The 21,711-nt window shown below is 62.9% G+C and carries 25 protein-coding genes; 17 read left to right on the top strand and 8 right to left on the bottom strand.

Annotation, left to right across the window (positions count from 1 at the left end; translation table 11 throughout):
- The first annotated feature begins 5 nt into the window (after positions 1-5).
- The 4 genes from recG to ACIQ09_RS00355 all read left to right on the top strand — a co-directional run bounded on the left by recG (position 6) and on the right by ACIQ09_RS00355 (position 5,108).
- On the top strand, positions 6-2,093 hold the full coding sequence (gene recG / locus ACIQ09_RS00370; RefSeq protein WP_398304387.1) for an ATP-dependent DNA helicase RecG: 2,088 nt from the start codon (positions 6-8) through the stop codon (positions 2,091-2,093).
- 181 nt (positions 2,094-2,274) lie between these two features.
- The gene (locus ACIQ09_RS00365; RefSeq protein WP_398304384.1) at positions 2,275-3,204 is read left to right on the top strand and encodes a hypothetical protein; all 930 of its coding nucleotides are present in this window, start codon (positions 2,275-2,277) and stop codon (positions 3,202-3,204) included.
- Positions 3,205-3,347: 143 nt separating this feature from the next.
- Positions 3,348-4,388, top strand: a complete 1,041-nt coding sequence (locus ACIQ09_RS00360; protein ID WP_398304381.1) for a polysaccharide deacetylase family protein — start codon at positions 3,348-3,350, stop codon at positions 4,386-4,388.
- A 165-nt stretch (positions 4,389-4,553) separates the two neighbouring features.
- Positions 4,554-5,108 carry a chorismate--pyruvate lyase family protein gene (locus ACIQ09_RS00355; protein WP_398304378.1) on the top strand — a complete coding sequence of 185 codons (555 nt, stop codon included), beginning with the start codon at positions 4,554-4,556 and terminating at the stop codon, positions 5,106-5,108.
- A 423-nt stretch (positions 5,109-5,531) separates the two neighbouring features.
- Here ACIQ09_RS00355 and ACIQ09_RS00350 read toward each other — a convergent pair whose 3' ends face one another.
- Positions 5,532-6,005, bottom strand: coding sequence for a response regulator transcription factor (locus ACIQ09_RS00350; RefSeq protein WP_398304375.1), 474 nt, complete (start codon positions 6,003-6,005; stop codon positions 5,532-5,534).
- A 161-nt stretch (positions 6,006-6,166) separates the two neighbouring features.
- Between ACIQ09_RS00350 and ACIQ09_RS00345 the strand changes: the two genes are divergently transcribed.
- The 4 genes from ACIQ09_RS00345 (at position 6,167) to ACIQ09_RS00330 (ending at position 9,040) form a co-directional block, all read left to right on the top strand.
- Complete coding sequence (locus tag ACIQ09_RS00345; protein WP_398304372.1) at positions 6,167-6,313, top strand: hypothetical protein; 147 nt, start codon at positions 6,167-6,169, stop codon at positions 6,311-6,313.
- Positions 6,314-6,316: 3 nt separating this feature from the next.
- A complete protein-coding gene (locus ACIQ09_RS00340) occupies positions 6,317-7,285 on the top strand; it encodes a diacylglycerol/lipid kinase family protein (RefSeq protein ID WP_398304369.1) in 969 nt (322 codons plus the stop codon).
- Entirely contained in the window at positions 7,282-8,082 is an 801-nt protein-coding gene (locus ACIQ09_RS00335) for a metallophosphoesterase family protein (RefSeq protein ID WP_398304366.1), read from the top strand. The genes ACIQ09_RS00340 and ACIQ09_RS00335 overlap by 4 nt, the downstream gene beginning before the upstream one ends.
- Before the next feature lie 322 nt (positions 8,083-8,404).
- Positions 8,405-9,040, top strand: coding sequence for a response regulator (locus tag ACIQ09_RS00330; RefSeq protein WP_374501020.1), 636 nt, complete (start codon positions 8,405-8,407; stop codon positions 9,038-9,040).
- Here ACIQ09_RS00330 and ACIQ09_RS00325 read toward each other — a convergent pair.
- The 6 genes from ACIQ09_RS00325 to ACIQ09_RS00300 all read right to left on the bottom strand — a co-directional run bounded on the left by ACIQ09_RS00325 (position 9,014) and on the right by ACIQ09_RS00300 (position 14,152).
- Entirely contained in the window at positions 9,014-10,432 is a 1,419-nt protein-coding gene (locus tag ACIQ09_RS00325; protein WP_374501019.1) for a CHASE3 domain-containing protein, read from the bottom strand. The two genes, ACIQ09_RS00330 and ACIQ09_RS00325, sit on opposite strands and share 27 nt — an antisense overlap.
- A 153-nt stretch (positions 10,433-10,585) precedes the next feature.
- The gene (locus ACIQ09_RS00320; RefSeq protein ID WP_374501017.1) at positions 10,586-10,753 is read right to left on the bottom strand and encodes a DUF1328 domain-containing protein; all 168 of its coding nucleotides are present in this window, start codon (positions 10,751-10,753) and stop codon (positions 10,586-10,588) included.
- A gap of 25 nt (positions 10,754-10,778) precedes the next feature.
- A complete protein-coding gene (locus ACIQ09_RS00315) occupies positions 10,779-10,961 on the bottom strand; it encodes a hypothetical protein (RefSeq protein ID WP_398304360.1) in 183 nt (60 codons plus the stop codon).
- 184 nt (positions 10,962-11,145) lie between these two features.
- Positions 11,146-12,564 (bottom strand): dihydrolipoyl dehydrogenase, encoded by a 1,419-nt coding sequence (locus ACIQ09_RS00310; protein ID WP_398304357.1) that lies wholly within the window; start codon positions 12,562-12,564, stop codon positions 11,146-11,148.
- Positions 12,561-13,481 (bottom strand): YihY/virulence factor BrkB family protein, encoded by a 921-nt coding sequence (locus tag ACIQ09_RS00305; RefSeq protein WP_398304354.1) that lies wholly within the window; start codon positions 13,479-13,481, stop codon positions 12,561-12,563. Before ACIQ09_RS00305 ends, ACIQ09_RS00310 begins: the two co-directional genes overlap by 4 nt.
- 272 nt (positions 13,482-13,753) lie before the next feature.
- On the bottom strand, positions 13,754-14,152 hold the full coding sequence (locus tag ACIQ09_RS00300; protein WP_398304351.1) for a BLUF domain-containing protein: 399 nt from the start codon (positions 14,150-14,152) through the stop codon (positions 13,754-13,756).
- Positions 14,153-14,303: 151 nt separating this feature from the next.
- Here ACIQ09_RS00300 and ACIQ09_RS00295 point away from each other — a divergent pair, with 151 nt between their 5' ends.
- The 4 genes from ACIQ09_RS00295 to ACIQ09_RS00280 all read left to right on the top strand — a co-directional run bounded on the left by ACIQ09_RS00295 (position 14,304) and on the right by ACIQ09_RS00280 (position 16,859).
- The gene (locus ACIQ09_RS00295) at positions 14,304-15,035 is read left to right on the top strand and encodes a Crp/Fnr family transcriptional regulator (protein ID WP_374501008.1); all 732 of its coding nucleotides are present in this window, start codon (positions 14,304-14,306) and stop codon (positions 15,033-15,035) included.
- Positions 15,036-15,056: 21 nt separating this feature from the next.
- Positions 15,057-16,238, top strand: a complete 1,182-nt coding sequence (locus ACIQ09_RS00290) for a putative zinc-binding metallopeptidase (protein ID WP_398304346.1) — start codon at positions 15,057-15,059, stop codon at positions 16,236-16,238.
- 205 nt (positions 16,239-16,443) lie between these two features.
- Positions 16,444-16,647 (top strand): CsbD family protein, encoded by a 204-nt coding sequence (locus ACIQ09_RS00285; protein WP_374501004.1) that lies wholly within the window; start codon positions 16,444-16,446, stop codon positions 16,645-16,647.
- 44 nt (positions 16,648-16,691) lie between these two features.
- Positions 16,692-16,859 carry a DUF1328 domain-containing protein gene (locus ACIQ09_RS00280; protein WP_374501002.1) on the top strand — a complete coding sequence of 56 codons (168 nt, stop codon included), beginning with the start codon at positions 16,692-16,694 and terminating at the stop codon, positions 16,857-16,859.
- Positions 16,860-16,978: 119 nt separating this feature from the next.
- On the opposite strand, the gene ACIQ09_RS00275 is transcribed toward ACIQ09_RS00280, so the two are convergent.
- Positions 16,979-18,892, bottom strand: a complete 1,914-nt coding sequence (locus ACIQ09_RS00275; RefSeq protein WP_398304341.1) for an AsmA family protein — start codon at positions 18,890-18,892, stop codon at positions 16,979-16,981.
- Positions 18,893-19,231: 339 nt separating this feature from the next.
- Here ACIQ09_RS00275 and ACIQ09_RS00270 point away from each other — a divergent pair, with 339 nt between their 5' ends.
- From ACIQ09_RS00270 to ACIQ09_RS00250, 5 genes are all read left to right on the top strand, one after another.
- Positions 19,232-19,558, top strand: coding sequence for a BON domain-containing protein (locus ACIQ09_RS00270; protein ID WP_374499759.1), 327 nt, complete (start codon positions 19,232-19,234; stop codon positions 19,556-19,558).
- A 90-nt stretch (positions 19,559-19,648) separates the two neighbouring features.
- Positions 19,649-19,987 carry a hypothetical protein gene (locus ACIQ09_RS00265; protein ID WP_398304338.1) on the top strand — a complete coding sequence of 113 codons (339 nt, stop codon included), beginning with the start codon at positions 19,649-19,651 and terminating at the stop codon, positions 19,985-19,987.
- A gap of 85 nt (positions 19,988-20,072) precedes the next feature.
- Positions 20,073-20,723 carry an OmpA family protein gene (locus tag ACIQ09_RS00260; RefSeq protein WP_374499763.1) on the top strand — a complete coding sequence of 217 codons (651 nt, stop codon included), beginning with the start codon at positions 20,073-20,075 and terminating at the stop codon, positions 20,721-20,723.
- Between the two features lie 92 nt (positions 20,724-20,815).
- Positions 20,816-20,998, top strand: coding sequence for a hypothetical protein (locus tag ACIQ09_RS00255; RefSeq protein WP_374499765.1), 183 nt, complete (start codon positions 20,816-20,818; stop codon positions 20,996-20,998).
- 294 nt (positions 20,999-21,292) lie between these two features.
- On the top strand, positions 21,293-21,706 hold the full coding sequence (locus ACIQ09_RS00250) for a response regulator (protein WP_374499767.1): 414 nt from the start codon (positions 21,293-21,295) through the stop codon (positions 21,704-21,706).
- Positions 21,707-21,711: the final 5 nt, after the last annotated feature.

Here is a 21,711-nt window from a genome sequence, read left to right as displayed (position 1 = left end):
TGCCCGTGCCGGTCGAGTCTGCTGTCGCGCTCCCGGCTTCGCCGCGCAAGCCCGCGCAGCGCGGCTGGCCGGGTGTCGGGCCGCAGCTCGCCGAGCGCCTGGCCAAGCTGGACATCTTCGCGCCGGCAGATCTGATCCTGCATCTGCCCTTGCGCTACGAGGATGAAACCCGCCTGACCCTGCTGGCCGACGCCCGCCCGGGCGTGCCGGTGCAGTGCGAGGTGGAGGTGCAGTCCTGCGAGATCACCCATGGCGGGCGCCGCCAGCTGGTGGTGCGGGCCACCGACGCCAGCGGCGAGGTGATGCTGCGCTTCGTGCATTTCTACCCCAATCAGCAGAAGCAGATGGCCGAGGGCGCGCGCCTGCGCATCTTTGGCGAGCTGCGTGATGGCTTCTTCGGGGCTGAGATGATTCACCCGCGGGTGCGTCCGGTGGCCGCCGGCGAGCCGCTGCCGGAAAGCCTCACCCCCATCTACCCGACCACCGCCGGCATGGCCCAGTCGGCCCTGCGCAAGCTGATCGGCGGCGCCCTGCGCCACAACCCGGTGCACGACGACCTGCCCGAAGCCCTGCGCCAGCGCCTGCATCTGCCGTCATTGCCGGACGCCTTGCGCCTGCTGCATGCGCCGCCGCCGTCGGTGTCGGCCCTGGACATGGAAGACCGGGGCCACCCGGCCTGGCAGCGCATCAAGCTGGATGAACTCCTCGCCCAGCAGATTTCCCTCCGCCGCGCCTACGCCGCCCGTCGGGCCAAGAATGCCCCGGCCCTGCCCCTCCACGACACCCTGACCCGCAGCCTGCTGGAGCAACTGCCCTTTGCGCTGACCGGTGCCCAGAGCCGGGCCTTTGCCGAGATCGCCCGCGACCTGGCCTCGCCCCACCCCATGCAGCGCCTGCTGCAGGGGGATGTGGGCAGCGGCAAGACCTGCGTTGCCGCGCTGGCCATGCTGCAGGCTGCCGAGAGTGGCCGCCAGGCAGTGCTGATGGCGCCCACCGAAATCCTCGCCGAACAGCACTACCGCAAGCTGTCCGACTGGCTGGCGCCCCTGGGCATCGCGGTGGCGTGGCTGTCCGGCAGTCGGCGCAAGAAGGAGCGGGAGGCCACCCTGGCCCGCCTTGCCGCCGGTGAAGTGCTGCTGGCGGTGGGCACCCACGCCCTGATCGAAGACCCGGTGGCCCTGCCCCTGCTGGCCCTGGCGGTGGTGGATGAGCAGCACCGCTTCGGCGTGCGCCAGCGCCTGGCCCTGCGCGAGAAGGGGCGGGCCGGTGAGTCGCCCCACATGCTGATGATGTCGGCCACGCCCATCCCGCGCACCCTGGCCATGAGCTACTACGCCGACCTGGATGTGTCAGTGCTCGACGAACTGCCGCCGGGGCGCACCCCCATCGTCACCAAGCTGGTCAAGGACGAGCGCCGCGACGAGGTGATCCAGCGCGTTCGCGACGCCTGCCTGAAGGGCCGTCAGGCCTACTGGGTGTGCCCGCTGATCGAGGAGTCCGAGGCGCTCCAGCTGAAGACCGCCGAGGAGAGCTTCGAGATGCTGTCGGCGGCGCTGCCGGAGTTGAAGATCGGCCTGGTGCATGGGCGCCTGAAGAACGATGAGAAGTCCGCCACCATGGCGGCCTTCATCGCCAACGAGGTGCAGGTGCTGGTGGCGACCACGGTCATCGAGGTGGGCGTGGATGTGCCCAATGCCAGCCTGATGGTGATAGAGCATGCCGAGCGCTTCGGCCTGGCCCAGCTCCATCAACTGCGCGGGCGGGTTGGCCGCGGCGTGCATGAGTCCGTGTGCATCCTGCTTTTTGCCCAGCCCCTGTCCCAGACCGGGCGGGAGCGCCTGAAGGCCATCTACGAGCACACAGACGGCTTCATCATCGCCCGGGAAGACCTGCGCATCCGTGGCCCCGGCGAGTTCATCGGCGCCCGCCAGAGTGGGGTGCCCCTGCTGCGCTATGCCGACCTGGAAGAAGACGCGGTGCTGGTGGACATCGCCCGTGACCTGGCCGAGGAAATTCTGCGCGATGCACCGCGGGTGGCGGACGTGGTTACGACGCGCTGGTTCGGCGGGCGGGCGTCGCTGCTCAAGGCCTGATACGCGCCCGCAAGAAACATGGATTTACGCCTGTTTCAGTGTTGAAAGGGTGGGCATCGTGAACAATCCCGCATCGCCGCTCTCTGCGGGTTTGAGATCAATCACTGCGATCACGAGGCGTGCCGGTCGATATGCCATACTTCAATAACCCATTGATCGTCCTGAGTGAGAAGAAAACGCTATGCCGCATCCTGCATTGATGATCCTCGCCGAGGAAGCTGGATACAACGCATCCAGGGCTGCCGGGGCTTTGGGCCGCCTTCCTGATGGGATATCCGTGGCCGGTGTCATCGCTGACTTCGCAACAGTCGGGGATTTTGATCACTATCGCCACGTTCCTGACCCGGTGCGCAGCGCGCTCGCACAGGTCGAGGCGTTGGGGGGGCGTGATGCACTTCGGCTGTTTCTGCGTGCAGTTCTCGGTCAGGGGATTGCCGAGCTGATCACCTCTGGCCGACTTGAGGCCTTGCCGCCACGCATCGTTCATCATCATTCGAAGCAGTTGCGGCGTATTGCGGCAGCCATCGCGGAGGATGCCGATTGGTTCGATATTGACAGCGATCTGTTTCTGAAGGACGTTGGCCTCGTCACTTTGCGGCTATATGCCGCTGCGGCCCAATTGCTTGATACACGCTGCGGCATTCCTCGCTCGCTCCTGTTCCGGCAAGGGCTTGCGAAAATTCCGGCGATCGCTCTGAAATTCACTCGGTTGGGCGGGTTCAAACCCTACATTCAGATCCATACCCACCTGTCCAACCTGGAAGACTTCAACGAAGAGGGCTGGAACGAATGTTATCGCTGTTGTGCTGATCTTTATCGGATCCGGCCAGATTTGCTTGGGATGTTCGGGAGTAGCTGGTTTTATGATCCGGTGGTGGAGGAGCTCAGTCCCCGTCTGGACTATCTGCGCAGGATACCGGTGCTGGGAGGCGCTGAGCTATTCTTTGTCGAGGCCGGCGGCGGTGCCATCGGAAATGCCATTTCCACTTCGCCCAGTCGCAGGAAGCTCTACGAGGAGGGTAAGTACATGCCCACAAGCTACATGCTGGCCTGGGGGCGCCAGCAGCAAATGAGCTGGGCTGAGCGCAATCCCGCGGGATGGGCTGAATAGGCGCTAGCAGACCCGGAGCGTTTGAGCGCATGTGTATGGCGGGATGCCGATATGCTTTTGCTCGCTTCTTCATTCTCGGGACGTCAATTGATGCCAGAGCAGTTTCTCCGTTTTTCTTCGCACGTCTCGGTGCCTGCTAACGCATGAAAACCATCAAGCTTTCTATTTTGCGCGCTGCCCGTTTGGCAGGTTTGTTCCATTTGTTTCGTTACCTGACGCGCTCTAAAGTCCGGATCCTGTGCTACCACGGAGGGAGTCTCGGCGATGAGCATTGTTTCAATTCGCTGCTTTTCTGTCGTGCTGACTTCCTCAATGACCGCCTCCAGTGGCTCTGCGACAAAGGCTTTTCCATTCTTTCCCTGGAGAGCGGGGTTAGCTTCCTCGGTAGTGACGCCCCTCGCCCACGGCTACCCACGGTACTGACTTTTGATGATGGTTGGTACTCGACTTACAAAGAACTTCATCCCGTCATCGCACGGCATGGGGTGCCGGCGACCCTTTATCTGTGCACCAGTTACTTTTCTTCTGGTCAGCCTAATCCTGATGTCGCTCTGAGTTACCTTTTTTGGAAAGCGGGTGGCCGTCGGGTTGTCATCCAGGGTATTGATGACCGGCTTGATGGCGCACATGATCTGACTGACAAAATTGACAGGGGCCGCCTGTCCAGTGCTGCGCTGGAATGGCTGCAAGAGGGGAGCGGCCAGGGTTCGGTGGGCGAGAAGCTTGAAATGCTTGGAACTCAATTCGGTGTTTCTGCCGCCGAGTTGGATCTTGCCTCCCGGCGCTTTTCTTTTGTCAGCCAGGATGAGCTATTGAAATTGGCGGCGGAGGGGTGGTCCATTGAATTGCATGGCCACGCCCATCACTACCCCGCAGGTCAGCCGGAAGTGCTCAAGGCGGATCTTGAGGCCTGCCGGGTCGAGATCCGTAATTCCGGGTTGCCAGAGGCTCTCCATTACTGCTACCCCAGTGGCAACTTTGATACCGGGGCCCATCGTCTGCTGGCGGATCTAGGCGTCATTTCTGCCACCACGTGCCTGCCAGGCCTCCTGGATCGGGCTGATGAGGGGCGCCGGTATTATCTCAGCCGCTTCCTGGATGGGGAGGATATCCATCCTCTGGAGTTCGAATCGGAAATGAGTGGTTTCTCCGATTTTCTTCGCAGGCTCGCTGGCCGTTCGTGAACCTCTTCAACGAGTAGCCCCCGGCTGTTCTCATTCCGGTAGGTCAAACGAGAAGCGCGCGGTCTGGGTCGTTCCTGTAGTCAGGGGGCGTCCGGCTTCACCAGCCTTCCTCCCGCGGCGGCTAGAACCTACAATACGGCCCGCCTGCTTCAAGCTCCGCATTCCATGACCCTCGCCCACTTTCCGGGCCGTGACCCCTTCCGCATTGCCGCCTGGCAAGCCCCCCGCTCCATGCGCGGGTGGCTCACCGACGACAGTTCGTTGACCGCCCGGATCCGTTCCCGCTGCGGGCGCTTCTCCCTGCAGGTGGTGAGTCAGGGCAAGGGGCGGGTGATGCCCGACGAACGGGCGGCGCTCGGTGTGGCACATCATGGTGACCTTTGGATCCGCGAAGTCCTGTTGGTCGCCGATGGCGTGCCGGTAGTGTTCGCCCGCTCGTTGGTGCCTACGACGTCCATTCCGGCCGCTTGGCATCTATTGCATGGGTTGGGTGGGCGGCCGTTGGCCAACGTGCTGTTCAACGACCCCCGAGTGCGGCGTTCTCCCTTGGAGGCCGCGCGCCTGGACGCCCGCGACTCCCGCTGGCACCACGCGGCGCGTGCCACCGGTCGTGTCGATCTGTCCCTCCTGTGGGCGCGCCGTTCGGCCTTCCGTCGCAAGGGGTCTCCGTTGCTGATTACTGAAATTTTCCTGCCCGAGATCGGGTCCCTCGCGCCATGACGTCCTTGAACATCTTCCGGCGCTTGGCCGGCCGCGTGATCAACGATTAAGCTGACAAGGACTTCGACGGCCACGTGGAGCGCACCCGCAACCAGCCGCTGGCGGGGCGGGCTGGCGCTGCAGCCCGTCCTGCGGGCGCTGCCCCTCAATGGCCTGACCATCGCCCTCAGTGTGTCGGCGGTCGTTCTGGCGGGCAGTTGAGCTGGCCCGTGGAACCCCCGGTGAGCGTTTGGTCCGCAATGACATTCTGATCCGTCCGTAAAGCGGGTTGCCCTGACGCGGAAGAGGGGGGCGCCGCGCCTTTTTTATGTCTTCCGAAAACGAAACAGGTCGGCCATTTGCGAGCCCGTGCGGGCCGGATGACATGCCGGGCCGAGATGCCCGGCCGGGGCGATCAGCCCTAGGCCTGGGCCTTTTGGGGCGTTAGGTCGACGTGCCGGACACCCCGTTAACGAACTCCAGCAGTTCATCCATCTGGAATGATTTGTCGAAAAACGCTTCGGCCCCGAGGGCGAGGCAACGGGAGCGAACAACCGGATGGGCGTGATTCGAAAAAACCACCGCGCGAGTCGATCCTGATTCGCTCGGCGTGCTCTGGATGGCGCTCAATACCCTCAGTCCGGTTCCCTCGCGGAGTTCGAGGTCCACAATGGCGAGCTGGGGGCGGGTTGCATGGATTAGGGCGATGGCATCGGCTTCGCTTGCCGCCGATCCCACGATGCGGATGCCGTCGATGCCGTCCAACATCCCGGTGAGCAATTCCAGAAGGGCGGGATTGTCTTCGACGATGACCGTTGAGATCGGTGGTTTGGATGACGACATGGTACGGAGCAATTGAACGTGGTCGGATCGGCGAGGCAGCCTTAGTCGATTGGAGGCGACCACAAAGGTGGCCACCGTTACATCTGCTTTCAGCTTAAAGCTTGAACTGTCCAGTGTCTGTCGGCCGTTTCCTACAGTTTGTATGGGGTTCTGCCCACATCTCGACGTTCGGTGGGCTCCTATCATGGCCTTATGGCCGTCTCGTCCGGGCGGCATTTCTCCATGGGAGCAGCGACATGTACGACTATTTTTTCCGTTACTTCAAGTCTGGGCGCGGGCGCTCACACATCGAGTTCGCGAGGGATGTGCAGGTGGGCATGCTGGGCTACGAATCCGCCCATCCTTTCCTGTTGGGGCACTTTCCCCCGACCGTGCGTCATTGAATCATGGCCACCACGGCGCGACCTCCGCTTGATGCCCGCCCGCCATGGGTGGTCGTGATCAATGCCGCGTCGGGTCGCCAGGAGGGTGAAGCGATTGCCGGCCTCATTCGCGATGCGCTGACCGAGGCGGGCATTCAGGGCAGCATACGGCTGGTTTCCCACGCCGAGGAGATCCCGGGCATTGCCGAACAGGCCGCGCGTCAGGCCAGGGAGCGCCGCGGTATTCTGGTGGGCGTGGGGGGGGACGGAACGCTCAGTGCGGTGGCGGCGGCGGCCGTCAGGGCTGGCGCCGCGTTTTCGGCGGTGCCGGGCGGCACCTTCAATTACTTCGGTCGTAGCCACGGCTTCCCCGAGGAGCCCCTGGCGGCTGTGCATTCGGTGCTGCAAGGCGAGCTGCGCCCGATTCAGGTCGGACAGGTTAACGGCCACATCTTTCTGGTGAATGCCAGTTTCGGGCTCTATCCCCAGTTGCTGGAGGACAGGGAGGCATTCAAGCAGCAATGGGGGCGCAGCCGCCCGGCGGCGTGGGGGGCAGCGCTGCTCACACTCCTCGGGCAACACCGGCTTCATCGCCTGCACCTGAAGGTGGGCGATCAGGAGCAGGTGATGCTGGCGTCCACGGTATTCGTCGGAAACAACCGCCTTCAGCTCGAACACATTGGCTTGCCCGAAGCCTCTGTTGTCGATGAAGGGCAGCTGCTGGGCCTGATCCTGCGCCCGATGGGGCGTCTGGGGCTGGTCCGGCTCGCCGTGCAGGGGGCATTGGGCAGGCTGGGCGGCGCAGATGAGGTCGAGCGTGTGGTGTTCCGCCATCTGACAGTGGCGCCAGGGGGCTGGTGGCGACGCAGAACGGTGAGAGTCGCGATGGATGGCGAGCAGTTTCGCATGCGCAGCCCGCTGGTCTTTGATGTCTCGCCTACGCCCCTGTGGCTGCTTGCGCCGGGCCGCCCTATGGAGGTGGTGCACCCGTGAGCGTTGTCCTGCAGGTTTCCGACACCCATTTCGGCACGGAGCGATCCGAAGTGGTGGAGGCCCTGGTGGATCTTGCCGCCCAGCTCAAACCCGATCTGATCGTGCTGTCGGGTGATCTGACCCAGCGGGCACGTGAATCCGAGTTCGCCGCATTTCGGGCGTTTGTGGCGCGCCTGTTGCCGGCGTCGTGCCTGGTGGTGCCCGGCAACCATGACATTCCGCTGTTCGACCTCGTCGCCCGCCTCACCCGGCCTTTCAGCGCGTATGCGGCCAGTTGCGGTCCGCTACTGGAGCCCTCCTGCAGTCTTCCCGATCTGTTCATCACTGGCGTCAATAGTGTCCGCCCCTGGCGGCACAAGCAGGGCAGCCTGGCGGCGGTGCAGGTTGACGCAGTAGCACAGCGCCTCCGTCGCGCGGGGCATACAGCGATGCGGGTTGTGGTGGTCCATCATCCGGTTGATGTGAGCGATGGGCTGGACCCGGGCGATATCGTCCTTGGCGCGGCGGACGCGGTGTCGGCATGGGCCAGTGCCGGTGCCGATCTGGTGATGTCGGGGCATGTCCACCTGCCCTTGTGTCGCGCCCTGGCCGTTCGATATGGCCCCAGTGCGCGGAGGTGCTGGGTTGCGGTGGCGGGCACGGCGGTTTCGGGGCGCACGCGACGGGGGTGGCCCAACTCGGTGAATGTGCTGCGCATCGACCGCTTTCAGGGCGCCGAGCGGCGGGTGCTCGAACAGAGGGACTTTGATTCGACGCACCGTGCATTCCGGCTCAGCGCCACCTTTGAACTGCCTTGATGCCCCTTGCCGATCACGATTTGATGATGGCGATATGCCGCGACGGCAGTGTTGCAGCTTGCCCCGCCCGTGGCTGGCGAGCGCGTCAACGATGGCCTGCCACAGCCGGGATGGCCCCTCCATCATTGGGCCTTGATGGGGTGGCGCGCGCGCCATGGATTGCCTCCGGAGTGCGGGTGTGCTGCTTGGGGAGATCACACGGTAAAAGCGGGCATGCCGGGGCGGGTATGTAGGACGATTCCTGCATCAATGTCAGACGGCGAATACGGGCAGCATGCGGGCCGTCCGATAGAATGGGCGTGACTAATCCTGGAGAACACACATGTTGCATCTGGCCATCGTGGATGATCACAAGATCGTGCGGGCGGGGTTCCGGGAAATGCTCGCGGATGAACTGGGTATACGGGTCGAATTCGAGGCCGCCAGTGGTGAGGAAGCCCTGCAGCTTCTGCGCGACACGCCCTGCGATGTGCTCTTGCTCGATCTGTCATTGCCAGGGCAAAGCGGTGTCGATGTGCTGCGCGCCGTGCGCCAGCGCTACGAATCCCTCAAGGTGCTGGTGCTCAGCGGTTTTCCGGAAGAGCGCTATGCGCTGCCGATGATCCGTAACGGGGCCAACGGCTACCTGTGCAAGGATTGCGAGCGCGATGAACTGATCAAGGCTATCCGCACGGTTGCCCAGGGGCGGCGCTACGTTTCGGCTCGGACTGCTGAACTCATGGCCGATGATCTGGCAGGCGTGGGCTCATCTTTGCCCCACGAGAGTCTGTCCGAACGCGAGTTGCAGGTATTCCTCAGGCTTGCCAAGGGTGAATCGGTCTCCGGCATTGCCGAAGTGCTCAATCTCAGCGTCAAGACGGTCAGCACCTATCGTTCGCGCCTGCTCGAGAAGATCGATGTGACGAGCAACGCGGAACTGGCCGCCTACGCCTTACGCCACGGGCTCATGGTGGATTGATTCGGGTGGCGGTGGCGCACTCAGGAGCGGCATGCGGGCGTCGATGCGTGTTCCGGATCCCGGGGAGGAGGCCATGGTAAACCGCCCTCCGAACATCTGAACCCGATGCTTCATACCCGCCAGGCCGTGCCGATTCAGTTTGGGGCTGGTCGTGTCAAAGCCGCAGCCATCATCGACGATCCATAAATGGATTTCCCCACCCCCAGCCTCCAGGCCCAGTTCGAGCTGCCGGGCCTTGGCATATTTCCGGATATTGGTCACGGCCTCCTGGGCAATCCGGAACAGGGCGAGCCCCTGTTGTTCCGGACAATGGATATCCTGCTCGGGCAGTTTGAGTTTGATGGAATATTCGCTGCCCAGATCGTCGGTCATCGCACGCAGGGCTTCCACGAGGCCAAGCCCCTGGAGCAGAGGTGGGCGGAGATCGTCGATGATGCGCCGCTTCAAGGTAATGCCCGAGCCGATGGTGTCGATGAGACGGCGAAAGCGGGTCTGGATATCGGGGCTGATGTCTTTGCCCAGGCTGCGCAGCAGCCAGCTTGTATCCATCTTGGCCGCCGTCAGAAGCGCCCCTAGCTCATCGTGCATCTCTCGGGCCAGACGCCCCTTCTCGGCCTCACGGGCGTCGGTGAGGTAGCTGGCGAGGTCCGACAGTTCCTGCGTGCGCTGGACAACCGTCGATTCAAGCACGTCATTTTCATGGGCAAGCAATTCGGCGATGCGCGCGCGTAAAACGGCCTGGCGCTGCTGAACGGCGAACAGCGCGATGATCAGGCCCAGCGCGCCCAGGGCCAGAATCGTGATTGTCTGCTGGGTATCGTTGAGACGTTTTGCCGTCTCCATGACCAGATGCTGGTTGCGCTCCTCCAGGCGCTCGCGCAGGCGGGTGATCGAACCCCGGATCTCGTCCATGTAGATCTTGCCCATGCCGCTTTGACCGGTGGGAATGACGGAAGTGACCCTGCCTTCCTGCACGGCTTTTGCCAGAACCTGGCGCTTGGCGTCGATGAGCCCGATGAGCATTTCGAACTCGCTGCGGTCAGTGCTGCCTTCCGGAAAATCGCCGTTGATGGCGGCAAGCAGCCCTTGGATCGTGCGCTCGCTGGACTCGTAGGGCTGGAGATAGGCCTGATTGAGATCGGTGAGCAGATAGCCGCGAACGCTCGTTTCCGCATCCAGCACCAGCACCAGCAGGGAGTTGAGGCGGTCGATCTGGGTCTTGAACGTCTGGGTGCTGCGCATGGCTTCGCTGGCGAACTCGGAGTGGAGTCGGCCGAAGACAAGGAGCGTGGACACGACCACGCAGCCTGTCACGATCAGCAGGATGGACCAGAAGCTGTGGGGGATCAGCCGGCTGAGTTGCTGGCGGATCGAGAAATTGTCGGCATCCATGGGCGTGGTTTCAGGCGAGGTTCCGTCACCAGGGGGAAGGTGGCCAGGCCGGCAAGCCGGCGGGCCCGAGTCAGTGGCGATTATCGTACCTCGGGTGAAGCGCCGGGCGGGCACAAGGTGAAGGCTGCATGCCCGCTCCGGCGGGTGCCTGGGTCAGGTCTTCCCGCGCAGGGCGTTGACCACGAAGCTGACCACCGCCAGGATGAGGAAGACGAAGAACAGGATCTTGGCGATCTCGACTGCGCCCGCGGCAATGCCGCCAAAGCCGAACACGGCTGCAATCAGGGCGATGATGAAAAACACAACGGCGTAGTGGAGCATGATGTTCTCCTTGAAAATTCAGTAGTCAGCGCGGACTCTCGTTGGATTGGTTGGCAACAGCCCGGCGTACCTTGTCGAGCTTGCGCCCGATGCGGAGTTTGCGGATGTCGGTTTCGTCGTCGATCCATTCATTCCAGCTGGCGGCTGTTTCGGTGCGGCGCCCAACGCGGGGTGTACGGGTTGGAAACTCGATCTGGACTCGCTTCATGGTGTGCTCCTCCAATAAACTGGATTTCAATTCGGGGCTCGGGTCGCTGAAGTCCGTTGCCGCTTCTGCATGATTCAACTGTATCCGACCCGGGTTTGCCTGCGAGTCGGCGAGAGCCGAATGCAGTGTGGGATTTGTCTGACGCCCCGTGCCTGTCATGTCGTGCAGGGGCGGCAGCCCGGAGTCAGGGCGGCGATCCGCCCGCTTGGTCACGCAGCGCCCGGGCAAGACCCTGCAAGGCGGAGCGCAGGCCTTCTTCGAGTACCGGGTGATAGAACGGGCAGGCCAGCGCGTCGCTGACCCGATCGCCGCGCTGGATCGACCATGCGAGCAGATGCGCCAGGTGTTCCACGTCCGGCCCGAAAAGCTCGGCTCCCAGTATTCGGCCGTCTGCCCGATCACCATAAACGCGAATGACCCCCTGGTTGCGACCCATCACCCGGGCACGGCCCTGGTCGGCGAAGGACGCCTCGCCCCAGGCAAACGCTACGCCGCTGCTGGTCAGTTCCCCGTGGCTCGCTCCTGCCATGGCCATCTGCGGGTCGGTGAAGACGATGTTCAACGGGGTCCGGCGGGTCTCCGCGCGAACGTCGGGATAGCGTCCGGCGTTGCGGCCGGCGATGCGGCCATCGTCCGCGGCCTCGTGGAGAAGGGGGCGATCATTGTCCGCATCTCCCGCGATGAATACGGGCGTATCGCTGATCCGGCAGGTGTCGCGATCGAACCGGGGAATGCCCTTGTCGTCGAGCGGAATGTCCGCCTTGTCCAGGTCGAGCCCGGAGAGGGCTGGCCGCCGACCCGCTGCGGCCAGCAGGTAATCGAAGTGCTCCCGGTGAGGGGCCTGACGTTCATCCCGCCATTCCACGACGATCCCCTCGCCCTCACGGCGCGCGTCGAGATCGGAGGCATTGCCGCTATAGGGTAGTGTGGTCTGTAGCCATGCCTTGACGGCGGACTGCATCACCGGATCGGTCAAGGGGCCGGCCCGGCCACCGCGGCCGAACAGGCGGACCCTTACCCCAAGGCGATGCAGCGCTTGGGCCAGCTCGAGACCGACCACACCGGTCCCCACCACCGCCACGGAGTCGGGCAGTGTCGTCCATTCGAAGACATCGTCGTTGACGATCAGACGGTCACCCAGTCGATCTCGCCAGCCCGCTGGAATGTTCGGTGTCGCGCCCGTGGCGATGACGATGCGCGCCGCGTTGACACGCAAGTCGTCGTTCACGCAGAGCACACCGGGTGCCAGGAATCGAGCCCGGCCCTGGAGTCGGTGCGCTTCGGGCCAGCCGTCCACCGTATCGAGCACAAAGCCCACGAAACGGTCGCGTTCGCGACGGACCCGCGCCATAACCGCGGCGCCGTCAATCCTGCGACCGGCCACTTCAATGCCAAATCCGGCACTGCCATCGATCACGTGTGCGGTGCCCGCCGCGGCGATCAGGAGCTTGCTCGGCATGCAGCCCACCCGCGCGCAGGTGGTGCCATAGGGGCCTTGTTCGATCACCACCAGCTTGTCGGTATGGGCACGCGCCGCCTTGTAGGCACTCATGCCGGCCGAGCCTGCTCCGACAATGGCCACATCCACATCGATGCATTTCATGCTGTGAGCTCCTTCGAGAGTTCGGGCGAGGCACGTTGCCTTTGCACGTACATGACGCAGGCTCCATAAAGGAAGATCTGGGCCGAGGCATAACACCACACCAGGATTGCGGCGAACGAACCAGCGGCGCCATAGGCGGAGGTGACGCCCGCATGGGTGAGGTAGGCCGCGATCAGGTAGCGGCCGAGGGCGAATAGCACGGTGACGACGAGCGCAGCGGGAATTGCATCGCGCCAGCCAACACCATCCGGGGCAAGCCTGGACAGCAGGGTTGCAAACAGAAGGGTGCTGAAAGCATTCACGACAAAGAGATTGATGAACCCGGCCGTCAGGTCGAATCCGGGAAGATCCTCGCCCACCCAGGCCACCGTGGCACGCAGGGCGGCTTCGGCCAGCAGGGTGACGCCGAGCAGGAAGCCGATGCCGAGGGCGAGGGCCAGTCCGCTCAGGCGACCGGCGATCATCGCCTTGGCTCCTGAGCCGGATGCCGGGCGCGTGTCCCAGATCGAAGCCAGCGCGGCCTTGAGCTCGAGGAAGGTGACGCTGGCCCCCAGGAGCGTGCTGCCCATCGCCACCCAGGCCGCCATGCCACTCGACTGAAGGCGTTCAAGGGCATGTCGCATCATCGCGACGATCACTCGTGCCTCTTCCACGCCAAGCACCCGTTCCAGGTATTCGGCGATCGTATTCTGTGCAGATGCTGTCCCAAGCAGCACTGCGATCCCGGCGGTGACCACGACGAGCAGGGGAGCGAGCGAAAAGACGGTGTAAAAAGCGAGCGCTGCGCCATGGCGAGGAGCGTCCCGTTCAATAAACAAACAGGCGGCCGGCCACAAGCAGCCGGGCAAGGCGGAAAGCCCTCCAGCCGATTGAACCCTGCGAGACGCGAGTTGGACCTTTTGGCTGTCCAGATCCATGGTGGGATGACCGGGCGAAGCAGCCTGTGCGGAATGCACCGGCTGTCATATGAAAGCGTGATCCGACTGCTGGCGCCAAGCCATCGGGATTTGCCGAAAGTGATGTAGGACTTGTCCTGCACCGCACGGCCTGTGGGTGAAATCCTACGCTTTGGTTTGCAACTGTCCGACAGGCAACTGGGGGTGATTTGGTTGAAATACGCTCCATGAAGAAAACTCAAGCTGAATGCGCTGGATTGCGATCATCACCGAATGTACCGGCCTGGCCGTCGTCACGGTTCGAAATCGATGTTGGCCACGAGATCGGGCATGTTTTCGATCAGCTCTGCCGCATTGAGATTGGTAAAAGTTAACAGGAGATTCTCGTCGGCGCTAACCGAATAGCCCATGGACCATTTGTGGAAACGTCGGGGGCCATCGAAAGGGCTGGAAAGCAGCTCGACATAGTTGTCGTGGCGCGGATCGAGCCGGAGCTTGTCCACGAGGCGGCGAATTGCTTCCTCGGGGCCCTCCAGATACTGGAAAAAGCGCCAGCCATCAAACACGAGAATGCCCGTGATTCCAGACAGGTCGTTATTACGCCGCGACACCTGAATAATCTCGTTGACTCGGGTCAAGCTGATTTCGGGGCGGATGCAGCTGGTGTAGGCGTACTGGAAAAGCGTGTCCATGTTCAAGGCGCGTGCAGTGGGTCCGCCACGAATTTACCCCGAGAAGGGCGATGTCATTACGTCAAATGACATTGCGCGAATGGGGAGGTATGGGCATATGTCGAAAATGTCCAGTAAATGAACAGTTCATGCCGTCAGGGAGGTGGATGCCATGGGAGATACGTCCTGTTCCGATTGTCCGCTGCGAGCCCAGGGTGGGTTTTCGCAGGTCAGCGCCGAAGAGCTCGCTTTCATTGAGCGATTCCGCCGGCGCGAAATCAAATTGGAGGCGGGGGGCTCGATCCTGCGTGAAGGAGAGTCGTCGGAGTTGTTATTCACCCTGCGCGCCGGGTGGGCATTCCGCTACCGAACTCTTCCCGATGGGCGCCGGCAGATTCTCAGCTTTCTCTTGCCGGGAGATTTCATCGGTCTTCAGGCCGAATTGTCCGGACAGCTACCTCATGGCGTTGAAACCTTGACTCCAGTCCGGCTGTGCGTCTTTCCGCGCAACGAGCTTTGGGATCTCTACCGGGGCTTTCCCGGGCTTGCCTATGACCTTACTTGGCTCAGCGCGCACGAAGAGTTGATCGTAGACGAGAACCTCCTTTCCGTCGGCCGGCGAAGCGCGATAGAGCGAATCGCAATGCTGCTTGTGCATCTTTACAAGCGCGCGCGCAGTGTCGGGGAGGGTAATGAAGGCGGAGTCAATTTCCCGCTCAATCAGCAGCATATTGCCGACGCACTGGGCCTGTCCCTCGTGCATACGAACAAGTCGATTCGCCGCCTTCATGCCTACGGGCTTCACGAGATGTCGGCAAATCGGCTTCGCATCCTTAGGGTCGAGGCATTGCAAAGCCTCGCCGAATACTATGCCCTGCCTTTGCGGGGACGCCCTCTCATCTGACCACCACGATGGTAATCAATCATGAAGACGTTCCGCTGCACCCAATGTAATCATCCTGTGTACTTCGAAAATACTCATTGCGCCGCATGCGGCGCAGCCTTGGGATATCTTCCTTCTCTGCTCACGATGGGTGCTTTCGTGCCGACACCCGAAGGGCCCTGGACGCGGTTGGGAGGCGACGGCAGCCACGAATGGCGGCCGTGCGCGAATTACCGCGGTGAGAACATTTGCAACTGGATGGTTCCTGCCGACGATCCCGCTGAGCTGTGTTCCTGTTGCAGGCAGACGGAAGTGATCCCGTCCCTGGAACAGGCCGACAACCATTTGTATTGGGTGCGGCTGGAGGCGGCGAAGCGCCGTCTGTATTATTCCCTAGACACCCTTGGGTTGGCCCGGCCGGGACTTACCGAGAACGCTGAGCGTGGTTTGCGCTTTCGCTTTCTGGACTCAATCGATGGCAAGGAGCCGGCACTCACCGGGCATGACGACGGATGCATCACCGTCAATATAGCCGAGGCCAACGATGCCGAGCGTGAGGCGAGGCGTACCGCGATGGGCGAGCCGTATCGCAGCCTGCTCGGACACTTCAGGCACGAGATCGGTCACTATTACTGGGACGCGCTCGTTGCCAACGGCTCGTGGTTGCTGCCCTTCCGCGCGCTTTTCGGAGATGAACGCGCCGATTATTCCGAAGCCCTCGCCGTCCATTACAAGAACGGTCCGGCGCCCGATTGGCCCGACCATTTCATCAGCGCCTACGCCACATCACATCCCTGGGAGGATTGGGCGGAAACCTGGGCGCATTATCTGCATGTGATTGATGCGCTCGATACGGCGGAGCATTGGGGGCTGCACCTTGATGGGCGGGGGGGGGATGGTCCCGCGGGTGTGGACCCAGCCGCGGCGTTCGGGATGCCCTTCCGTGAGCGTCTGACGTCCGGGTGGTTGCCCCTTGCTCGTTTTCTCAACAGCATTAGCCGCAGTCTCGGCCACGGCGATAGTTATCCCTTCGTGTTGCCTGATCCGGTGCTGGATAAGCTCGTCTTCGTCGATGCAGTTGTAAGGAGCGCAAGCGGCCTTCACTGGCAGGCCTGGCCTCCGGCCGCGCCTGGCCGAGATGGGAGCATCCACCCGGCGCCGACGGGGCCGAGCCGCGATACCCTCAAGCCGTCAGCACCATTCAGCGGGTGCCGCGGCGTGTAACACCGACGGCCTGCTTCATGCAGGCCGTATTTCCATCTGTTTCGCCGACATGCGCGTAAGTGCATTCTCACATTCTATTCGGATGTGGCCGACTGCCCCGCCGCCGGGCTGCGCATAAAGTAGAACCATGCAGAAGCAACTGCATACCGGCGAAGCAGGTGGCCTTGGCCCTGCCCTTGCCGGCCAACCCAAAAGGAGAGACGTCATGAATAGCGACATCATTGAAGGTAACTGGAAGCAACTCAAGGGCAAGCTCAAGGAGCAGTGGGGCAAGCTCACCGACGACGATCTGGATGTGATCGAAGGCAAGCGTGAAGTCCTCGCGGGCAAGATCCAGGAACGCTACGGGGTCACCAAGGACGAGGCCGAGAAGCATCTTAAGGAATGGGAAAAGAACATCGACGTCTGATCGCTCGATGTACTGAATCCGAAAACCACTCAGGAGAAGCCGCCATGCTGCATTACGCTCTTGTGTTCTTCGTAATTGCGCTGATTGCCGCCGTATTCGGCTTTGGCGGGATCGCGGCCGGCGCGGTGGGAATCGCCAAGATATTGTTCTTCGTCTTTCTCATCCTCGCCATTGTCAGCTTTGTCTTCAATTCGGCACGCGGTAAGGGATAACGTGTCGATGGCAGAAGAAAAGCCGTGAGCGACTGACCGGAAGGTCGCTCTTCTTGATCGGGGGACAGGCTGTTACGGCCTGTCCCCCGGTTTCGTTTGCCGGCGATTCCGGTAGTCCGTCAGCGCCCGCGCGGGGCTGCTTTGCGGGGGCTGACGCCGAGCGTGGTGGAGCAGGGGGAGTGTTCAGCCCCGCCCGTTTCAATGAGCGGCAGCAGCGCGAGGGGCGGCGCAATCATGCCCAGTGCCACGGCGCCCGCAATCCGGGAGCTCAGGGGGAGCGGCTCGGGTCGCACCACCGGGTCGGCAAAGCTGCCGCCGAGGTAGAGCGGGCCGCGCAAGGCCAGGAGGCTGGTGTCCTTGGCTTCCGTGCGCAAATGCAGGTCGAGGGTTTCGTCGCGCAGGCTGATCTGACCATTGCCGCGGACCCGCGTCCGCGCAGTGTCGAGGATGAGGGCCCGGGGTTTGAGCACGCCGTTCGTGGCTTCCATGTCGGCGATGATGCAGCGGATGTCCTCTCGCTGGCCGCCGGAAAGCCAGCTCACCAGTGAATTCGCCACGTCCAGGTTGGCCAGGCGGACAAGCAGACGGTCGGTGCTGCCGCCCGTCATCGCCAGGGCGAGGGTGCCGTTGGCACTGGCCAGCAATTCGGCGACGGATTGTCCGCGCATGGCGAGTGTCGCGTGCCCGCCGAGCACGCCGGAGGTGAAGCGGCGCGAGTTTGTATCGGGTAAAAGCTCGCGCAGTTGCAGGCGTGTGGCACGCATGTCCAGCGTGGCGCTTGCGGGCTGCTTGCGGGTGTCGAGTTGCAGGCTGCCGTCGGCCACGCCCTTGGCCAGGCCGAGCTTGAGGGGGGAAAGCTTCACCTGGCGGTCAACAATCGTGAGCCGACCCTGGGCCGAGTCGAGGGGCAGCCCGGTATTGCGGAAATCGTCGACGACGAAATCCAGATCCACATTGGCCGCAGCAATTTTTTCAAAGCCGAGCGGGCGCGAGGGCAGGACCTTGCCCGGACGCGGTGCGATTTCCTGCCCGGAGTGTTTACGAGCACCGATGAATCCGGACAGATCGGAGAGATCGAGGTGTCGGGAGCGCAGCTTTCCCGCAAGTGCCTGGGGCGTGGTGCTGCGATCGATGCTCAGGTGCCCACTCACGTCGCTTGACCCCACCTTTCCGTCGATATCCTGGAATTGCCAGCTCGGGCCAGTTCTCACGAGGCGGCCGGCAATGCGATAAGGCGGCGTGGCGGGGAGCGGAACGCCGGTCAAGGGGAACAAGCCCGCGAGGCTTTGCCCTGACAGCGTGAAACGGATGTCGAGCCCGTCCAACTGCGCAACGTCCCCGGCGCTGCCGCTCACATTGAAGCGGGTTGGCCCGATGCTGCCCCTGGCGTCCACCGAGTAAGGTTGGCTGCCATACAGGAGCCCCTGCATCACGTCCGCCCTTCCCGAAATGGCGACGGCCTCGCCCGCCCAGCGACCGGCGACGGTGACATTCAGGCGCTCTTTGTCTTCGTCCGAGGTGAGGCGGAGTTTGAGATCGACCTTGCGAGCAGGAAGAACCAGGCCGAGTGTGCCATCGCGGATCCGGATCTTTCCGTAGCGTACCGCGACCGGAGCCTCATCACCCTGTCGGCCGAGCAGCCAATTGCCCTTGCCGGTGGCGTCTTCTTCCAGTTGGACGTCGGCGCGATCCAGCTCCATGCCATCGAGCACCCATTTGCCTTTCAGGCTTTCGCTCAGGTTGAGCGTGATCTGAAGCCTGCCCACCCTGGCCAGGTGGGGGGCCTTGCCGCCCGGCGCGTTGGCCAGTTCGACCTCTTCCGCACTGAGGCTGGGATGGAGGCTCCAGAGATGGACGGAAAGGGGGCCGTTGATACGGATCTCCCGTTCCAGACGCCCGCTGATCACGTATTCAAGGGGGCGGCGCAATACGTTCCAGTCGAGAAGGACGGTGCCAAGACCGATCACGGCCAGGGCTACAGCGGCCTGGCGGAGACGTCTGCGGCGGTGAGTCGGGGGGCTTTGCGTCGGCATGCTTGGTTACGGTGTGAAAAGCCTGCCTGCATCTTATGCGTGACCGGCGGGGGCGGGTGTCGGCGGCGGACGAGCGGCTTGTAAGACATGTCCGGCACACATGCCGCCCGGCGCGACACTGCTGCTGCACAAGCGCGGCGGCGCGAGGGCTCGCCGCCGCGCCGGTGGCGAATCCGATCCGACATGGCCGACGGTCGATTCCTACAGGCCTTTCCGTTCTTGTCGGACAGATCGCGTTCGGAGCGACGAATACATTGGAGTCATGGAAACGCAAACGCAGTGTCTGAATGCAGCTGCGATTCCTGATTCAACTTCAATCGAAAACCAGAGGAGAACATCATGAAGCAGTCTGCCAAATCGATTCTTGTTGCCAGCATGCTGGCCCTTGCTACCGCGACTTCGGCCTATGCGGTCGAGAAGGCCCACGACAAGTCGTCCGTGTCGCAATACGTGGATGACGCCTCGATCACCGCGAACATCAAGGCCAAGCACGCGGAAGACAAGGCCGTGCGCGTCACCGCCATCGGTGTGGAAACCAAGAATGGCGTGGTGCAGTTGTCCGGCTTCACGCCATCGGCAACCGAAAAGATGCGTGCTGAAGAGATCGCCAAGTCGGTCGACGGCGTGAAATCGGTCAAGAACGACATCATCGTTCGCGCCAAGTGAGCGCCACATGGCTTTGTCCGGCGCGATTTTCGCTGATCCGGACAGGCCTTCCCTTCGAAATTAACTTCGAGATCAATTCAGGAGATGAAGATGAATACCATCGAGACCACCCCCACCGCTCCGAACGCCTCGACCACGCCGGGCAGCATCCGGCAGGTTGCCTCTGATCTACAGGAGGGCGCTCGGGCAGCCATCCCAGGCGTGCGTCGCCAACTGGATGCCACGGCGGAAGTCACCCGTGATGCCGCTGCCACCGTCATCGATAACCTGCGCTGCGCCGCCAGGGACGCGGCCGAAGTTCTGCGTCGCGACGCCCACCATTCCAAGCATGTGGCAGAGCGCTACATCGGTAGCAATCCCTGGCGTTCGGCGGCGATCATCGGTGCCGCCGGCCTCCTGGCTGGCGCCTTGCTCAGCCGCCGCCGCTAAGGCATCCGCGCGATCTCTGGGGTGCCGGCCCCTGGCAGTACAGACAAGCGGGCCGGACATACCCCTCGAATTCGGGAGCAGTTTAATGAAAATCAACCTCTTTCCTCTGGGCATGGCTGCGCTGATCGGTCTGAGCGCCTGCGCGAGTATGTCGGAAACGCAGCGAAATGCTGGCGTGGGTGCCCTGGGCGGTGCCGTCGGTGGCGCCTTGATCGGCAAAGCCACGGGCAGCGACAAGGTGGGCCGTGACACGGCCATCGGAGCAGGGCTTGGCGCCCTGGGCGGTTACGTATGGTCGCAGCGCATGGAGGCGCAGCGTCAGGCCATGAGCCAGGCCACCTCAGGCACCGGTGTCGAAGTGAGCCGCACTTCCGACGACCAGCTCAAGCTGGAAATCCCCAGCGACATTTCGTTTGATGTGGGGCGCAGCGAGATCAAGCCTGACATGCGCCCCATCCTCACGCGTTTCGCCCAGACGCTGAAGGACAATTCGGGCGCAACGATCCGTATTGTTGGGCACACCGACAGCACAGGTGAGGACAGCGTGAATCGCCCGCTCTCGCTCGGGCGCGCGACGAGTGCCCGCGATTTTCTGGTGGATCGGGGCGTGTCGGCGGAGCGTATCCGCGTAGCGGGAAGAGCCGAGCTGGAGCCCGTTGCCTCCAATGCGACGGAAGCCGGGCGGGCCAGGAACCGCCGTATCGAGATCTTCGTGGGCGAGCCGGGCGGCGCCTGAGACCGGTGGAATGAGGAGGAACAGACATGCGTGGATCCAGCCGTTACTCCGGTGAGCCAGTGTGGGCGCAACCTGGGCCGTGGGATTGGACGGTGACGATCTCGTTTATCGCCACCTTGCTGCTGTGCTTTGGGATGCTCTTTTCGAGTCTTGTGTTTGGGCATGAGGGCACGGGCTGCCCGGAGAACATGACTGGCCTGCAACGCATGATCGGCCCCGCAGCCTGGTACGCATTCGATGAATGTGTACTCCAGGCGCCCGTCGTGGCCCGCTGAACATCCTGCGGGAGCGCGAGCCTCGGAAAGGGCAGCCGGCTTCGCGAGCCGGGCTGCCCTTTCCGCATTCATCTTCACCGCTGCACGCTTGGACGTTTCCCCTTCGTCCGGATTGACACGGAGCCTGGCGGCCGGGTCGAAGCGCGAACGCGTCAGTGCCTGCCTACGACAGTTTAGGCGTTCGCCTCCAGAGGTTCCGGGCCGAGTGCTGCCAGACTGGTAGTCAGGAAAATGCCGATTTTGAGGATGTGGGAAGTCCACCGCCCGGAAGCCTAAATTCAGAAAGAAATGACCATGGATGCCCGCGCTAACCTGCCACTTCGTGTGGTGCTGATAGAAGATTCCGCGGTCCTGCGGGATCTTCTATCCGCAATCCTCGGCGGTATAAGCACGCTCGAGATCGTCGGATCTGCCGACAGTGAACCGGCCGCCCTGGTCCTCCTTACGCAAGTCCGCCCCGATCTGGTCATCGTCGATCTGGAACTCAAGGCTGGCACCGGCCTTGGAATCCTCGCCGCAATCCACGCTGTTCCGGAGCGCTTTGGCTCGCCGCGGGCGATCGTGTTCTCCAACCACTCCCATCCGGCGGTCCGGGCACGCTGTCAGGCGCTCGGGGTGGCGGCGTTCTTTGACAAATCCTTCCAGATGGACGAGTTGCTCAGCTACATGGATGGCGCAGCGGGGCAAGGCGCGCCCGTTGCTGTTTGAGCCTC

Origin of the sequence: Zoogloea sp., from assembly GCF_044344315.1 — a bacterium.
GTDB lineage: Bacteria > Pseudomonadota > Gammaproteobacteria > Burkholderiales > Rhodocyclaceae > Zoogloea.
The sequence above is the reverse complement of the archived record's forward strand: the minus strand, read 5'-3'. Positions and strand labels throughout refer to the sequence as shown.

Excerpts from the sequence above, each read along its gene's own strand:
- ACIQ09_RS00275 (WP_398304341.1), bottom strand. The coding sequence starts at position 18,892 with ATGCCGACGCAAAGCCCCCCGACTCACCGCCGCAGACGTCTCCGCCAG.
- ACIQ09_RS00290 (WP_398304346.1), top strand. The coding sequence starts at position 15,057 with ATGAAGACGTTCCGCTGCACCCAATGTAATCATCCTGTGTACTTCGAA.
- ACIQ09_RS00310 (WP_398304357.1), bottom strand. The coding sequence starts at position 12,564 with ATGAAATGCATCGATGTGGATGTGGCCATTGTCGGAGCAGGCTCGGCC.
- ACIQ09_RS00260 (WP_374499763.1), top strand. The coding sequence starts at position 20,073 with ATGAAAATCAACCTCTTTCCTCTGGGCATGGCTGCGCTGATCGGTCTG.
- ACIQ09_RS00330 (WP_374501020.1), top strand. The coding sequence starts at position 8,405 with ATGTTGCATCTGGCCATCGTGGATGATCACAAGATCGTGCGGGCGGGG.
- ACIQ09_RS00305 (WP_398304354.1), bottom strand. The coding sequence starts at position 13,481 with ATGGATCTGGACAGCCAAAAGGTCCAACTCGCGTCTCGCAGGGTTCAA.
- ACIQ09_RS00270 (WP_374499759.1), top strand. The coding sequence starts at position 19,232 with ATGAAGCAGTCTGCCAAATCGATTCTTGTTGCCAGCATGCTGGCCCTT.
- ACIQ09_RS00295 (WP_374501008.1), top strand. The coding sequence starts at position 14,304 with ATGGGAGATACGTCCTGTTCCGATTGTCCGCTGCGAGCCCAGGGTGGG.
- ACIQ09_RS00320 (WP_374501017.1), bottom strand. The coding sequence starts at position 10,753 with ATGCTCCACTACGCCGTTGTGTTTTTCATCATCGCCCTGATTGCAGCC.
- ACIQ09_RS00325 (WP_374501019.1), bottom strand. The coding sequence starts at position 10,432 with ATGGATGCCGACAATTTCTCGATCCGCCAGCAACTCAGCCGGCTGATC.
- ACIQ09_RS00285 (WP_374501004.1), top strand. The coding sequence starts at position 16,444 with ATGAATAGCGACATCATTGAAGGTAACTGGAAGCAACTCAAGGGCAAG.
- ACIQ09_RS00300 (WP_398304351.1), bottom strand. The coding sequence starts at position 14,152 with ATGGACACGCTTTTCCAGTACGCCTACACCAGCTGCATCCGCCCCGAA.
- ACIQ09_RS00265 (WP_398304338.1), top strand. The coding sequence starts at position 19,649 with ATGAATACCATCGAGACCACCCCCACCGCTCCGAACGCCTCGACCACG.
- ACIQ09_RS00360 (WP_398304381.1), top strand. The coding sequence starts at position 3,348 with ATGAAAACCATCAAGCTTTCTATTTTGCGCGCTGCCCGTTTGGCAGGT.
- ACIQ09_RS00315 (WP_398304360.1), bottom strand. The coding sequence starts at position 10,961 with ATGAAGCGAGTCCAGATCGAGTTTCCAACCCGTACACCCCGCGTTGGG.
- ACIQ09_RS00365 (WP_398304384.1), top strand. The coding sequence starts at position 2,275 with ATGCCGCATCCTGCATTGATGATCCTCGCCGAGGAAGCTGGATACAAC.
- ACIQ09_RS00340 (WP_398304369.1), top strand. The coding sequence starts at position 6,317 with ATGGCCACCACGGCGCGACCTCCGCTTGATGCCCGCCCGCCATGGGTG.
- ACIQ09_RS00355 (WP_398304378.1), top strand. The coding sequence starts at position 4,554 with ATGACCCTCGCCCACTTTCCGGGCCGTGACCCCTTCCGCATTGCCGCC.
- ACIQ09_RS00280 (WP_374501002.1), top strand. The coding sequence starts at position 16,692 with ATGCTGCATTACGCTCTTGTGTTCTTCGTAATTGCGCTGATTGCCGCC.
- ACIQ09_RS00345 (WP_398304372.1), top strand. The coding sequence starts at position 6,167 with ATGTACGACTATTTTTTCCGTTACTTCAAGTCTGGGCGCGGGCGCTCA.
- ACIQ09_RS00250 (WP_374499767.1), top strand. The coding sequence starts at position 21,293 with ATGGATGCCCGCGCTAACCTGCCACTTCGTGTGGTGCTGATAGAAGAT.